Genomic DNA, 14829 nt, shown 5'->3' on the forward strand with positions numbered 1-14829 from the left:
TTCAAGCACGCATCGAAGGCCTAATCCACTGTCGCAGGAACATATGGAGGCGAAAATGAGCATGGCGGCAAGCGCACCGGTTACGACGAAACAGCAAGGCGGGTTCGATCTGGTCGCCTTTGCGGCGATCGTCGTTACCATCCTCTCCTGGGCTTCCTCCTTCGTGGTGATCCGCATCTGTCTCGGGCCACTGACGCCGATCGAACTGGCGACGGCGCGCTATGTGGCAGCCGGCGTCATTGCCCTCGTCTATCTCGTCATCTATCGGCCGATGCCGGAAAGGCGCGATTTTTTCCGTCTGGCCGTTGCCGCCGTGCTTTTCATCGCCGCCTATGCGGTTCTGCTGAACACTGGCGAGCAGACCGTTGAGGCGGGACCGGCAAGCTTCATCATCAACACCATGCCGGTCTTCACCGCTCTCATCGCCACATTCGCGCTCGGCGAGCGATTCGGCCGCTGGGGCTGGGTGGGCACGGCGATTTCCTTCGGGGGCGTGGCGCTGATCGCGGTCGCCTCCGATGGCGGCTTCAAGCTCGATCCGAATGCAGTCCTCATCCTTGGCGCGGCGCTCTGCTCGGCAGTCGCCAGCGTGCTGCAGAAGCCGCTGCTCGGACGGCTGCCGGCGCTGGCCGTCACTGCCTGGATCCTGCTCATCGGTTCGGTGCCACTGTTTCCGGCCGTCCCGGCGACGATTCAGGCGCTGGCCGCTGCACCGGCGGAGGTGAACTGGGGCGTTGCCTATCTCGTTATCTTCCCGACCGCGATCGGCTATCTCACCTGGGCAATCGCCCTGAAGCGGCTGACGGCCGCCCGCGCCTCGAATTTCCTCTACGGTGTTCCCCCGGTCGCCACGCTGATCGGGTTCGTCTGGCTGGGCGAAACGCCGACGGTGCTCGGCGCGGTCGGTGGCGTCATGGCGATCCTCGGTGTGCTCGTCGTCAACGTGATGCGGAAGCGGTAGAGTCGAATTCGGGCCGTGAAGGCGGCCCAGTAACAGATAGGCATTGCGCTGCGGTTCGCTTTCTTTAAAACGAAAGCAGATCGAAAGGCGCACGCTCATGTTCTTGACCGACCGGCAAATTGAAATCGTGGCGATTGCGAAATCGAGCGGCAGGGTTCTGGTCGAGGAGCTCGCCTCCCGCTTTTCGGTGACGCCCCAGACGATCCGCAAGGACCTGAACGATCTCTGCGATGCGCAGGTGCTGACGCGCATCCATGGCGGCGCCACATTCCCGAGTGGGACGGAGAATGTCAAATACGAAGCGCGCCGTCAGATCGCCGCTTCCGAGAAACAGGCGATCGGCATTGCCACGGTCGAGCTGATTCCGAGTGGGGCCTCGCTCTTCATCAATATCGGAACGACGACAGAGGCGGTGGGCGAGGCGCTCGCCAACCATCACGAGCTGATGGTGATCACCAATAATATCAACGTCGCCAATAGGTTACGCCTTTTCCCGGCAATCGAGGTGGTCATTGCCGGCGGGGTCGTGCGCGGTTCGGACGGCGGGATCGTCGGCGAGGCGGCCGTCGATTTCATCCGCCAGTTCAAGGTCGATTACGCCGTGATCGGCGCGTCGGCGATCGATATCGACGGCGCGCTTCTTGACTATGATTTTCGCGAAGTGAAGGTCGCCCAGGCCATCATCGCCAATGCCCGGCACGTCATTCTCGTTGCCGATTCGACGAAGTTCGAACGTACCGCACCGGTGAGGATCGGTCAGCTTTCCCAGGTTCATACCTTCATCACCGATCGCTGTCCGGTGCCATCGATCCGCAATCTCTGCCTCGAAAACAATGTGAAACTGATCGAAACGAACGCCAGATCTCGCTAGACAACAGACCCCTCACAAACATTCGTTTGACATTCGTATTCCTTTCGTTTTAACTGATGTTACTTTCGCAATTGCGCAAGTTTTGTGCGATGCGAAATCGACGGCGGGCTCGGAGGGGGAATTGGGCCGAAATATTCACGACATATTCGTCATCGGTGGCGGCATCAACGGTTGCGGCATCGCGCGCGATGCCGTCGGGCGCGGCTATACGGTGGCCCTGGCGGAGATGAACGATTTCGCCTCGGGTACCTCGTCGGGCGCCACCAAGCTGATCCATGGCGGCTTGCGTTATCTCGAGCATTATGAGTTCCGCCTTGTGCGTGAATCGCTGATGGAGCGCGAGATCCTCTGGGCGATGGCGCCCCACATCATCTGGCCGCTGCGCTTCGTGCTGCCCTACCACAAGGGCGGTATCCGCCCGGCCTGGCTGATCCGGCTCGGCCTCTTCCTTTACGACCATCTTGGCGGCCGCAAGCTATTGCCGCCGACATCGGTGCTCGACATGCGCCGTGATCCGGCCGGCAAGCCGCTGAAGGCGCTGTTTTCCAAGGCCTTCGAATATTCCGACGGCTGGGTCGACGATGCCCGCATGGTGGTGCTGAACGCCCGCGATGCCGCCGACAAGGGCGCGCTGATCATGCCGCGCACCAAGGTGGTGTCGGCAAGGCGCGAGAATGGCCTGTGGCAGATCGAGACCATCGATACAGTCACCGGCCGCAATGACAGCCATCAGGCCCGCATGCTGGTCAATGCCGCCGGTCCCTGGGTCGATCATGTCATTCGTTCCGCGATCGGCCAGAACGAAGCCCATCATGTCCGCCTCGTCCAGGGCAGCCATATCGTCGTGAAGAAGAAATTCGACGATGCGAGAGCCTATTTCTTCCAGAATCCCGACAACCGCATCATCTTCGCCATTCCCTACGAGGGCGATTTCACCCTGATCGGCACCACGGATCGCGACTACACCGCCGATCCCCGGGATGTCCGGATCTCCGAGGAAGAGACCGTCTATCTTTGCAATGCGGCGTCGGAATATTTCAAGGAGCCGGTCAGGCCGGAGGATATCGTCTGGACCTATTCTGCGGTCAGGCCACTTTATGATGACGGCGCCTCGAAGGCGCAGGAGGCGACGCGCGACTATGTGCTGAAGCTGGAAGGCGAAGGTGCAGCCGCACCGTTGCTCAACGTCTTCGGTGGCAAGCTCACCACCTATCGCCGGCTTTCCGAACATGCACTGGAGAAGATCGGTGCTGCGATCGGTGCCAAAGGCGCCCCATGGACGGCCAAAAGCCATTTGCCGGGCGGCGATTTTCCTGTTCGGGGTTACGAGGCGGAGGTCGCCAAGCTGAAGCGGCGTTATTCGTTCCTCGCCGATCGGCATGCCCGCCGGCTGGTGCGCCGCTACGGTACAAAGGCAGAGCTGCTACTTGGCGATGCCCGCGGCATCGACGATCTCGGACGGATGTTCGGTGGCGATCTCTACGAGGCAGAGGTCACCTATCTCGTCGAGCAGGAATGGGCCCGGCACGCCGAAGACGTGCTGTGGAGGAGAACAAAGGATGGTCTGCGCCTTTCGAAGGAGCAGGCCCAGTCACTGGAGGAGTACATGGCTGCCATGCCGGCGATGGCCGGCTAGGAGCCATGTGGTCCCCGATGCGTGGAGGCACGGGAATCGGAATGCTTGAACTGCGAAACGCCGCCAAGATGGTGGGCGCGGACTATCATATCTATCCGACCGATCTGGTTCTCGAGCGGGGCACGCTGAACGTCCTGCTCGGGCCGACGCTCGCGGGTAAGACCTCTCTGATGCGGTTGATGGCGGGGCTCGACCGGCCGACCGGCGGCTCGATCCATTTCGACGGCGCCGACGTCACCGGCATGCCGGTGCAGAAGCGCAACGTGGCCATGGTCTACCAGCAGTTCATCAACTATCCGGCGCTGACGGTCTACGACAACATTGCCTCGCCAATGCGCATATCGGGCAAGGATGCTGCGACGATCGACAGTGAGGTGCGCAAGGCTGCCGAGCTGTTGAAGCTCACGCCTTATCTCGACCGCACCCCGCTCAACCTGTCCGGCGGCCAGCAACAGCGCACGGCGCTTGCGCGCGCGCTCGTCAAGAATGCCAGCCTCGTGCTGATGGACGAGCCGCTCGCCAATCTCGATTACAAGCTGCGCGAGGAACTGCGCGAGGAACTGCCGAAGATCTTTGCCCAATCCGGCGCGATCTTCGTCTATGCGACGACCGAGCCTTCCGAGGCACTGCTGCTTGGCGGCAACACGGCAACGCTGAACCAGGGCCGGGTGACCCAGTTCGGGCCGACGATCGAGGTCTATCGCCGACCCGTCGATCTCGCCACCGCCGGCATTTTCGCCGATCCACCGCTGAACGCCCTCGACGTCACGAAATCCGGCAATATCTTCACGCGCCCGAGCGGGGTGACGATCTCGGTTCCCTCGCATCTGGCCATCGTGCCGGATGGTCCCGTCACCATCGCCTTTCACCCGCATCATCTCGGCCTGGCGCCGCAGACCGGCGACGCGGCCCGCATGCAGGCGCGCACACTGGTTTCCGAAATCACCGGCTCGGAGAGCTTCGTTCACCTGGAATATGACGGTGTGCGCTGGGTGATGCTGGCGCATGGCATTCACGACATCGATCCCGACATGGAGGTTGAGGCCTTTCTCGACACCCGCCACCTGATGGCCTTCGGCAGCGACGGCCGCGCCATCGCCGCGGCCGGAAAGGTATAGGAGAGCACAATGGCACGCATCACGCTCGACCATATCCGCCACGCCTACGGCGCCAATCCGAAGTCCGACAAGGATTATTCGCTGAAGGAAGTCGACCACGAATGGAACGATGGCGGCGCCTATGCGCTGCTCGGCCCTTCCGGCTGCGGCAAGACCACGCTGCTCAACATCATCTCCGGCCTGCTGCAGCCCTCGCACGGCCGCATCCTTTTCGACGGCAACGATGTCACGAACCTTTCGACACAGAGCCGCAACATCGCCCAGGTTTTCCAATTTCCCGTCATCTACGACACGATGACCGTTTACGACAATCTCGCCTTTCCCCTGCGCAACCGCGGCGTGGCCGAGGCGGATGTCGACCGGCGTGTCCGCGATATCCTCGAAATGATCGATCTTGCCGGTTGGGCCAGGCGCAAGGCGCAGGGCCTGACGGCCGATCAGAAGCAGAAGATCTCGCTCGGCCGCGGACTGGTGCGTAACGACGTCAACGCCATCCTGTTCGACGAGCCGCTGACCGTTATCGATCCGCATATGAAATGGGTGCTGCGCTCGCAGCTGAAGCGGCTGCACAAGCAGTTCGGCTTCACCATGGTCTATGTCACCCACGACCAGACCGAGGCGCTGACCTTCGCCGAAAAGGTCGTCGTCATGTATGACGGCCAGATCGTCCAAATCGGCACGCCGGCCGAGCTTTTCGAGCGGCCGAGCCATACCTTCGTCGGTTATTTCATCGGTTCGCCGGGCATGAATTTCATGCCGGCCAGGATCGAGGGCAGCGCGGTCAAGGTCGGAGACGAGACCCTGACGCTGGATTACGCGCCGAAGACGGCAGGCACGGCCAAAACCGAACTCGGAATCCGTCCCGAATTCATTCGCCTCGGACGGGATGGCATGCAGGTCACGATCAGCAAGGTCGAGGATATCGGCCGGCAGAAGATCGTGCGCGCCCGCTTTGCCGGCCAGCCGATCGCCATCGTCGTGACTGAAGACGCCGACATTCCCGCGGACGCCCGCGTCACCTTCGATCCGTCCGCCATCAGCATCTACGCCGACAGTTGGCGTGTCGACAGGGAGGCCTGAGCCATGCAGAAGACGTGGAATAACAAAGCTTGGTTTCTGGTCCTGCCGGTGCTGCTGCTCGTGGCGTTTTCGGCCGTCATCCCGCTGATGACCGTCGTCAACTATTCAGTGCAGGATACTTTCGGCAATAACGAGTTCTTCTGGGCCGGTACCGACTGGTTCGTCCAGACCCTGCATTCTGACCGCTTCTGGGAATCGCTCCAGCGAAATCTGCTTTTCTCCTTCATCATCCTGGCGCTGGAGATTCCGCTTGGCATCTTCATCGCTCTCAACATGCCGAAATCAGGACCGGGCGTTCCCGTCTGCCTGGTGTTGATGGCGCTGCCGCTGCTCATTCCGTGGAACGTCGTCGGCACCATCTGGCAGGTCTTCGGGCGCGTCGATATCGGCTTGCTCGGCCACACGCTCGAAGCGATCGGCCTCGACTATAATTATGTCCGCGATCCGATCGATGCCTGGGTGACCGTCATCGTCATGGATGTCTGGCACTGGACAAGCCTCGTCGTGCTGCTTTGCTATGCCGGCCTGGTCTCGATCCCGGATGCCTATTACCAGGCCGCCAAGATCGATGGCGCCTCGCGCTGGTCCGTCTTCCGCTACATCCAGCTGCCGAAGATGAAGCGCGTGCTGCTGATCGCCGTGCTCCTGCGCTTCATGGACAGTTTCATGATCTATACCGAGCCCTTCGTGGTCACCGGCGGCGGGCCCGGCAACTCGACGACCTTCCTCTCCATCGACCTCGTGAAGATGGCAGTCGGCCAGTTCGACCTTGGCCCGGCGGCAGCGATGTCGATCATCTACTTCCTCATCATCCTGCTGCTCTCATGGGTATTCTACACCGTGATGACCAGCAGCGACGCGAGCTAAAAGGGAGGGCGAGATATGACCAACAAATACAAACCTGCAGGCAGCCTTTCCTGGCTCGTTCCGACGATCTACATCATCTTCCTGATCCTGCCGATCTATTGGCTCGTCAATATGAGCTTCAAGGAAAATTCGGAGATCACCGGCGCCTTCTCGCTCTGGCCGACGAACCCGACGCTGCGCAACTACACGGTCATCTTTACCGACCCGTCCTGGTATAACGGTTATATCAACTCGATCATCTACGTGGTAATGAACACGGTAATCTCGGTCGCTGCGGCGCTGCCGGCGGCCTACGCCTTCTCGCGCTACCGTTTCCTCGGCGACAAGCACCTGTTCTTCTGGCTGCTGACCAACCGCATGGCGCCGCCGGCGGTCTTTGCGCTGCCGTTCTTCCAGCTTTATTCGGCCTTCGGCCTGATCGACACGCACATCGCCGTGGCCCTTGCCCACTGCCTGTTCAACGTGCCGCTCGCCGTCTGGATCCTCGAAGGCTTCATGTCCGGCGTGCCGAAGGAGATCGACGAAACCGCCTATATCGACGGTTATTCCTTCCCGCGTTTCTTCATCAAGATCTTCATTCCGCTGATCGCCAGCGGCGTCGGTGTCGCGGGCTTCTTCTGCTTCATGTTCTCGTGGGTCGAGCTGCTGCTGGCCCGCACGCTGACGACGACGGCGGCAAAGCCGATCTCGGCGATCATGACGCGAACGGTCTCCGCGTCGGGCATGGACTGGGGCGTGCTGGCGGCTGCCGGCGTGCTCACCATCATTCCGGGCGCACTCGTCATCTATTTCGTCCGCAACTACATCGCCAAGGGCTTCGCGCTCGGGCGCGTTTGAGGAGGAGACGGTCATGAATTTTTCCTGGATGGCCTGGACGCTGCCGACAACGCTGTTCTTCCTGACGATCCTGGCGCTTCTGATCGCCATGAGTGTCTGGGAATATTTTTCGCCGGGCGGCTCGCCGCGCACGGGCGTGCTGCGTTTCGAGACGACGCGCGGCGACCGGCTCTTCATTTCGCTGCTGGGCAGCGCTTTCATTCATCTTGCATGGCTTGGGCTCGGTGGGCCCAACCTGTGGTGGGCTCTTGCCATCTCCGTGGTCTACGCCATCGGCGTCTTCCGCTACGTGTGACGGCAAGGAGAAGACAGATGGCCGGGGGTACTGGCCGCCTGAGACGTGACTGCAATCGCAAACCCTGGGAGGATATTATGCGAAGGCACTTATTGACGACGACAGCAGGCTTGCTGCTGGCAATGACAGCATCGGCTTATGCCGGCATGGACGAGGCCAAGACGTTCCTCGACAAGGAAGTCGGTGATCTCTCGGCGCTTCCGCGCGCCGACCAGGAAAAGGAAATGCAGTGGTTCGTTGATGCTGCAAAGCCTTTCGCCGGCCTGGACATCAAGGTCGTGTCCGAAACTATCACGACCCATGAATATGAATCGAAGGTGCTGGCGCCCGCCTTCACGGCGATCACCGGCATCAAAATCACGCACGACCTCATCGGCGAAGGCGACGTGGTCGAGAAGCTGCAGACGCAGATGCAGTCCGGTGAAAACATCTATGACGCCTATATCAACGATAGCGACCTGATCGGTACCCATTGGCGCTATCAGCAGGCCCGCTCGCTGACCGACTGGATGGCCAACGAAGGCAAGGATGTCACCAATCCCGGCCTCGACATCGACGACTTCATCGGCAAGTCCTTCACCACGGCGCCTGACGGCAAGCTCTACCAGCTGCCTGACCAGCAGTTCGCGAACCTCTATTGGTTCCGCTACGACTGGTTCAACGACGAGAAGAACAAGGCGGACTTCAAGGCGAAGTACGGCTACGATCTCGGCGTGCCGGTCAACTGGTCGGCCTATGAAGATATTGCCGAGTTCTTCACCGGCCGCGAGATCGATGGCAAGAAGGTCTTCGGTCATATGGACTACGGCAAGAAGGACCCATCGCTCGGATGGCGCTTCACCGATGCCTGGCTGTCGATGGCCGGCAACGGCGACAAGGGCATCCCGAACGGCAAGCCCGTCGATGAATGGGGCATCAAGGTCGACGAGAACTCCCGTCCGGTCGGCTCCTGCGTCGCGCGCGGCGGCGATACCAACGGCCCAGCTGCGGTCTATTCCATCCAGAAATATCTGGACTGGATGAAGGCCTATGCACCGGCTGCCGCCCAGGGCATGACCTTCTCGGAATCCGGCCCCGTCCCGTCGCAGGGCGAAGTCGCCCAGCAGATGTTCACCTACACGGCCTTCACCGCCGACTTCGTCAAGGAAGGCCTGCCGGTCGTCAATGCGGACGGCACGCCGAAATGGCGTTTCGCACCGAGCCCGCATGGCGTCTACTGGAAGGACGGCATGAAGCTCGGCTATCAGGACGCCGGTTCGTGGACGCTGATGAAGTCGACGCCCGACGACCGCGCCAAGGCGGCCTGGCTCTATGCCCAGTTCGTCACCTCGAAGACTGTCGACGTGAAGAAGAGCCACATGGGCCTGACCTTCATTCGCCAGTCGACGCTTGATCACAAGTCCTTCACCGATCGTGCGCCGAAACTCGGTGGTCTGATCGAATTCTATCGTTCGCCCGCCCGCCTGCAGTGGTCGCCGACCGGTACGAACGTTCCTGACTATCCGAAGCTCGCTCAGCTTTGGTGGCAGGCGATTGGTGATGCCTCTTCCGGCGCCAAGACGGCACAGGAAGCGATGGACTCGCTCTGCGCCGAACAGGAAAAGGTGCTGCAACGACTGGAACGCGCCAAGGTCCAGGGTGACAACGGCCCGAAACTCGCCGAGGAGCATGATCTCGCCTATTGGAACGCGGATGCGGTGAAGAACGGCAACCTTGCCCCGCAGCTGAAGATCGAGAACGAGAAGGACAAGCCGGTCACTGTCAACTACGACGAACTCGTCAAGAGCTGGCAGAAGTAGTAAGGCGGACCAGGCCGGAGGCGACGAGGCTTCCGGCCATCACTTCCTGCCACCGGCAGAAAGCCGGTGGCACCCACAATCTTTCTCTCATGAAACGTCCGCGTCCTGCTGTCCTCTGCAGGCGGAGCGGTTTTGTGCGAGCCGGAGACGGATATGAGCGGCTATATTCTTTCAATCGACCAGGGCACGACATCGTCGCGCGCTATCGTCTTCGATGGCGACATGAAAATGGCCGGCTCGGCGCAGGCGGAGATCACCCAATATTATCCGCAGCCCGGATGGGTCGAGCACGACGCCGCCGAAATCTGGCGATCCGTCGTCGATACTGTGCGCAAGGCGATCGCCAATGCCGCTATTGATGCTTCCAACATTGCCGCAATCGGCATCACCAATCAGCGCGAGACGGCGGTCGTCTGGGACCGCGGGTCAGGAAAACCGCTTCACCGCGCGATCGTCTGGCAGGACAGGCGCACCGCAGAAATGTGCGAGAGCCTGAAGGCAGACGGCTACGAGAAACTGTTCAGCGCCAAGACCGGCTTGCTGCTCGACCCCTATTTCTCCGGAACGAAGCTGCGCTGGCTGCTCGACAATGTCGATGGCCTGCGTGAGAAGGCCGAGGCCGGCGATGTCTGCTTTGGCACGATCGACAGTTGGCTGATCTATAATCTGACTGATGGACGCGTGCATGCCACCGATGCGACCAATGCGTCAAGAACGCTGCTCTACAATATCGATGATGGTGTCTGGGACGAGGAGCTTCTCGGCATTCTCCGCATTCCGGCCGCGATGCTTCCTGAGGTCAGGGAATGTGCCGATGATTTCGGCCGCGTCGACAAGGCGCTGTTCGGCGTGGAACTTCCGATCCTCGGGGTCGCCGGCGACCAGCAAGCTGCGGCGATGGGCAATGCCTGCTTCGAGCCCGGCATGATGAAATCCACCTATGGCACCGGCTGCTTTGCCCTGTTGAACACCGGCCGGGATCGTGTTTCCTCCTCCAACCGGATGCTGACGACGATCGCCTGCCGGCTCGACGGCGAGACGACCTATGCGCTCGAGGGCTCGATCTTCATCGCCGGTGCTGCCGTGCAATGGCTACGCGACGGCCTCGGCATCATCGGCCAGGCATCCGAGGCAGGAGTGCTTGCTGCCAAAGCCGATCCCGGACAGCAGGTCTATATCGTTCCGGCCTTCACCGGCCTCGGCGCCCCCTACTGGGATCCGGCGGCGCGGGGCGCGATCTTCGGTTTGACGCGAAACAGCGGGCCGGCGGAATTCGCCCGCGCCGTGCTTGAATCCGTCGCCTACCAGACGCTCGATCTGCTGGTGGCGATGAAGAAGGACTGGGGCGCCAACCAACTGGAAACGGTGCTGCGCGTTGATGGCGGCATGGCGGATTCGGATTGGACGATGCAGTGCCTGGCCGACATGACGGGAAACCCCGTCGACCGCTCGGCGATCCGCGAGACGACGGCGCTCGGCGCAGCCTGGCTTGCCGGCTCGAAAGCCGGCATCTGGCCCGGCAAGCGGGATTTTGCCAAAGCCTGGGCCTGCGACCGCCGCTTTAGCCCTTCGATGGATGAGACCGAGCGGCAGGGCAAGATCATCGGCTGGAAGAATGCCGTATCCAGGATGATTTCGGACGCCTCGGCGGGATAGCAGTGGCGGTGCCATCGCCATAAGGCTTCTATAGCGATGGCAAGGCCTCCCGCGATTGTCTGCGGGAAGCCTTGTCTCTGCTATTTGCAGATGATCTGCTGCATGTCGGAGAGATCGATGCCGTGGGTGTCGAACCACCAGTCGGGACTCATGTCGCAATGGCGGTCACGCAGACGCAGATATTTGGCGTGCAGCCGCTTCTGGCGTTCGACCTCTTCCGCGAAGAAGGGATGATCGAGCGTGCCGCCCATCTTGTGGATGCGACGGAGCAGTTTTCGCAAGACGTATCCCTGCTCCTTATTGCCCGGCCGGTAGCCGCTTTCCACGATGGTCATGACCGTCTCGCACAGTGTACCGAGCGCATCGTCTTGCGGTGTGCCGTTGACGATCATGTCGAGACGTTCCGCGCCGAAGCCGACGTCGATGCAGGTTCCGAGCGGATTGACGATGTTTCCGATCTCGACGCCATCCTTATAGAACTCGGTGCAGTATCCGCTGATGCTGCCATCGCTCCACATGCATTCCGGATCCGGCACGATGGGCACGCGCCCGCGATAGAGCGGCATCCATTCCACCAGGCGGTCAGGATGGATCGTCACATGATCCGGCACGAGCCCCAGCGTTCCCAGAAACTCGAGCCAGAAATCGATGGCGTTGCCGACGGTCATCTCCCGGAAGGAGAAAAGGCCGAGCATGGTGAAGTGGAGAAGGTGAGTTCCGTCGCCGATCTCGTCGAGGTCGCCCATGCGCAGGCAAGCCTGGCTGTTTGCGACTGTTCCGCTATGGGAGGGATCGGAGAAGAGGGGCTTGTACAGCTGCATTCCGGCGCTGCAGAAGAGCGTGGTATCATCATGCGGCCGTACGGATTCGATGCGTATGAAATCAATGCCCTTGGAAAGGCAGAAGTCTTGATATTGCTGGATCAGGCGTCCCGCGGTGACATAGGCAACCTCCTTCTTGTTCGTGTGCCTTTGGGGAAGATAGCGATCTAGTGCGCCTGCGGCAATCCGCTGCTCGGCCGGCGAGCATCAAAAACCGGAACGGTGCACTTGATAACATGATCACTTGAGACTAAGTATAGCCTCAAGTGAAAAGGAGCCGTTGCCATGATGGGATTTGCCGGTATCGCCGATGTTCTTGGGCTGCCCGCCAGGGAGCCAGTATCGCGTTCAGCCTTCGGCCTGCTCTCCAGCATCGAGGAAGGATTGCCGGTCAAGGCGCTTGACCGCATGGCGCTGCTTCTGGCGCCTGATGACGCCCAGTTCAAATACCGGCTGGTTCCGAAGGCCACCTATGAACGGCGCAAGTCCAAGCATCGGCTCTCCTCGGATGAAGGCATAAAGCTTGCCCGTCTCGCGCGTGTCTGGGGTCAGGCGCTCGATGTCTGGCAGACCGAGATCGAGGCCCGCGATTTCCTGTTTCGGCCGCATGCAATGCTTGAGGACAGGCGGCCGATCGACGTGGTCATCCAGAGCGAGATCGGCGGCGAGCTCGTGCTCGATATTCTCGGAAGTCTGAAATACGGCAGCGCTGCGTGAGCGCACAGGTTCTTGATCGTACGCTGACATCCGTTCGCATCGGAGATCCCCATGGGACCTATCCGATCTTCGATGCCACCGGCTCGACCATCGCGCCGGGCCGGTGGAACACGTCGGGCAGCCCGATCATCTATACGAGCGAGCATTATTCCACGGCGCTGCTCGAAAAGCTCGTCCATGGCAGCGGGAGGCTGCCACCCAATCAGCACTATGTCACGATCACCCTACCGCGTGGGCTAAGCTACGAGGTCTTCTCCGAGCCCGCGCTGCACGGCTGGGACAGCATGCCGGCAAATGTCAGCAAGGCTTTCGGCGAACGCTGGTGCCAGGAAAAACGCAGCGCCGTCCTGCTGGTGCCAAGCGTCGTCGCCCGCGTCGACCGCAACGTGCTAATCAATCCGGGCCACCCGGAATTCCCGTCGATCACGACAAGCCTTCACCAACCGGTTTTCTGGGATCGCCGTTTGTTTGGCATGTGATGGGGTTGACGGAGCAAATCACCACTTCCGGTGAGCAGAACCAGCACGCCGGGCAGATGGGTCTTGGATCCGCAGATCTAATGATGCTGCCACCAACGCACCGACGGCATCAGCTCTCGGCTTGACGTAGCCTTTGGCGCCAAGCGGCTATTTCAACGATTTTAAAAATGCCAACCGGAGTTAATCGTTTAATTTTATCGTTAAAATTTTCTTGTTGTAGCGCAAAAGAGAAACGTCGCGGCTTGGGGTCTTGTTGCGTGCTTCGACCGCATCGGCGAGCTCATCGTCCCAGGCGGGGCCACCGAGCAGGTCGTCGACGAGGGTCGGCCTGCCGGCGCGCAGGGCGTCGTAGTCGCGAGCGGACAGAACGACGGCCGTGCGCTCGCCGCGCACGGTCACCACCTGCGGCCCTTCTTGCCGGGCCTTCTGCACCATCTTCGAAAATTGGTTCTTGGCGTCCTGCAGTTGCCATTCCATCAAATTTGTTCCTAGCTAGACTGTCCAGCTATGTGCGCGTGGTGTGCCAGCGCGTCAATGGTGGCACGTCCCGGCGACGAAAATTCCTGTCTGGATTGTCGCGATCACACCCTCTGCCGCGGCGAGCGGGCCATCAGCCTGGCATAGGCGATGGCCGAGAGCATGTTGACGTGGTTGGCCATGCCGGTGCCGGCAATGTCGAAGGCGGTGCCGTGATCGACCGAGACGCGGTCGATCGGCAGGCCGAGCGAGACGTTGACCGCGGTGTCGAAGGCGACGAGCTTGATCGGGATATGGCCCTGGTCGTGATACTGGGCGATGACAAGATCGAAGGCGCCGTTATAGGCGCGGGCGAACACCGTATCGGCCGAGATCGGTCCGACGACGTCGATGCCCTTTGCCTGCGCCTGCTCGACGGCAGGCGCCAGGAATTCCGTGTCCTCGGTGCCGAACAAGCCGTTTTCGCCGCAATGGGGGTTGAGGCCGGCGACGGCGATGCGCGCCGTCTTGCCGAGGCGCAGGAAGTGCCTGTGGCCGGCTTCGATGGTTGCGAGCACCCGCTCGGTCTTGGCGCGCTCGATCGCACCCTTCAGCGAGATATGGGTGGAGACGTGGATGGTGTTCAGCCGCTCGGAGGCAAGCAGCATGAAGGAGCTCTTCGACCCTGTGAGATGTGCGAGAAGCCCGGTGTGACCGTCATGGTGATGGCCGGCGAGGTTCATCGCTTCCTTGTTGATCGGCGCGGTGACGATGACATCGGCTTCGCCTGACATGGCGAGATTGACGGCGCGGGTGATATAGCGCACGGAGGCATCGCCGGCGACGGGGCTGACCTTGCCGATTTCGGGAAGGGCGGCGCCGAGCGCCACTTCGTCGACGGCGATCCTGTCGTCACTGGGTGCATCGGCAGGCCCGAACCGCAGTCCGGTGCCGGTGACGCGGTCGGCGCGCTCCAGCGCTTCGACATTGCCGACAATGACGAAATCGCGGCGCTCTTCCCTCGGAAGGGCTGCGAGCGCCTTGACGATCACCTCGGGGCCGACGCCGGCCGGATCGCCGAGCGTCACAGCGACTTTCGCATTCCTGTCCATCGATCGAGTCCCTTCTAAAAAACCTTCCGCTTAAAAAGCAGCCGCGGAAATCGCGCGGATTGCTATCGAGCAGACGGCGAATGGCAAAGGCGTCGTCGGCCATGGCGTCGAGATCGCTTTCCTC

The 14829-nt window shown here is 61.2% G+C and carries 14 protein-coding genes and 1 pseudogene; 12 read left to right on the forward strand and 3 right to left on the reverse strand.

Annotation, left to right across the window (positions count from 1 at the left end; all coding sequences use genetic code 11):
• Positions 1-43: 43 nt before the first annotated feature.
• From V8P77_RS22845 to glpK, 10 genes are all read left to right on the forward strand, one after another.
• Positions 44-961, forward strand: coding sequence for a DMT family transporter (locus tag V8P77_RS22845; RefSeq protein WP_335914389.1), 918 nt, complete (start codon positions 44-46; stop codon positions 959-961).
• A gap of 97 nt (positions 962-1058) precedes the next feature.
• Positions 1059-1832, forward strand: a complete 774-nt coding sequence (locus tag V8P77_RS22850; protein WP_335914390.1) for a DeoR/GlpR family DNA-binding transcription regulator — start codon at positions 1059-1061, stop codon at positions 1830-1832.
• 121 nt (positions 1833-1953) lie between these two features.
• Positions 1954-3468 carry a glycerol-3-phosphate dehydrogenase gene (gene glpD / locus V8P77_RS22855; protein WP_335914391.1) on the forward strand — a complete coding sequence of 505 codons (1515 nt, stop codon included), beginning with the start codon at positions 1954-1956 and terminating at the stop codon, positions 3466-3468.
• 41 nt (positions 3469-3509) lie between these two features.
• Entirely contained in the window at positions 3510-4586 is a 1077-nt protein-coding gene (locus V8P77_RS22860; protein WP_335914392.1) for an ABC transporter ATP-binding protein, read from the forward strand.
• 9 nt (positions 4587-4595) lie between these two features.
• Entirely contained in the window at positions 4596-5666 is a 1071-nt protein-coding gene (locus V8P77_RS22865; protein WP_335914393.1) for an ABC transporter ATP-binding protein, read from the forward strand.
• A 3-nt stretch (positions 5667-5669) separates the two neighbouring features.
• Positions 5670-6533, forward strand: a complete 864-nt coding sequence (locus V8P77_RS22870) for a carbohydrate ABC transporter permease (protein ID WP_020047583.1) — start codon at positions 5670-5672, stop codon at positions 6531-6533.
• A 15-nt stretch (positions 6534-6548) separates the two neighbouring features.
• On the forward strand, positions 6549-7370 hold the full coding sequence (locus V8P77_RS22875; RefSeq protein WP_131629873.1) for a carbohydrate ABC transporter permease: 822 nt from the start codon (positions 6549-6551) through the stop codon (positions 7368-7370).
• A gap of 13 nt (positions 7371-7383) precedes the next feature.
• The gene (locus V8P77_RS22880) at positions 7384-7665 is read left to right on the forward strand and encodes a DUF2160 domain-containing protein (RefSeq protein WP_003549529.1); all 282 of its coding nucleotides are present in this window, start codon (positions 7384-7386) and stop codon (positions 7663-7665) included.
• Positions 7666-7742: 77 nt separating this feature from the next.
• Complete coding sequence (locus tag V8P77_RS22885; protein WP_335914394.1) at positions 7743-9464, forward strand: ABC transporter substrate-binding protein; 1722 nt, start codon at positions 7743-7745, stop codon at positions 9462-9464.
• 153 nt (positions 9465-9617) lie between these two features.
• The gene (gene glpK / locus V8P77_RS22890; protein WP_335914395.1) at positions 9618-11120 is read left to right on the forward strand and encodes a glycerol kinase GlpK; all 1503 of its coding nucleotides are present in this window, start codon (positions 9618-9620) and stop codon (positions 11118-11120) included.
• Between the two features lie 80 nt (positions 11121-11200).
• Here glpK and V8P77_RS22895 read toward each other — a convergent pair.
• Positions 11201-12102, reverse strand: a pseudogene (locus V8P77_RS22895) (alanine--tRNA ligase-related protein).
• A 124-nt stretch (positions 12103-12226) separates the two neighbouring features.
• On the opposite strand from V8P77_RS22895, the gene V8P77_RS22900 reads away from it, so the two are divergent.
• Together V8P77_RS22900 and V8P77_RS22905 are read left to right on the forward strand one after the other, a co-directional pair.
• Positions 12227-12658 carry an antitoxin Xre-like helix-turn-helix domain-containing protein gene (locus tag V8P77_RS22900; protein WP_003552236.1) on the forward strand — a complete coding sequence of 144 codons (432 nt, stop codon included), beginning with the start codon at positions 12227-12229 and terminating at the stop codon, positions 12656-12658.
• Positions 12655-13137, forward strand: a complete 483-nt coding sequence (locus V8P77_RS22905; protein WP_335914396.1) for an RES family NAD+ phosphorylase — start codon at positions 12655-12657, stop codon at positions 13135-13137. The genes V8P77_RS22900 and V8P77_RS22905 overlap by 4 nt, the downstream gene beginning before the upstream one ends.
• Positions 13138-13317: 180 nt before the next feature.
• Here V8P77_RS22905 and V8P77_RS22910 read toward each other — a convergent pair whose 3' ends face one another.
• Positions 13318-13614: a type II toxin-antitoxin system Phd/YefM family antitoxin gene (locus V8P77_RS22910; protein WP_335914397.1), complete on the reverse strand. Its 297-nt coding sequence runs from the start codon at positions 13612-13614 to the stop codon at positions 13318-13320.
• Positions 13615-13718: 104 nt separating this feature from the next.
• Positions 13719-14705, reverse strand: coding sequence for a 4-hydroxythreonine-4-phosphate dehydrogenase PdxA (pdxA, locus tag V8P77_RS22915; RefSeq protein ID WP_335914398.1), 987 nt, complete (start codon positions 14703-14705; stop codon positions 13719-13721).
• Between the last annotated feature and the right edge of the window lie 124 nt (positions 14706-14829).

The organism is Rhizobium aouanii, from assembly GCF_037002925.1.
Lineage (GTDB): Bacteria > Pseudomonadota > Alphaproteobacteria > Rhizobiales > Rhizobiaceae > Rhizobium > Rhizobium aouanii.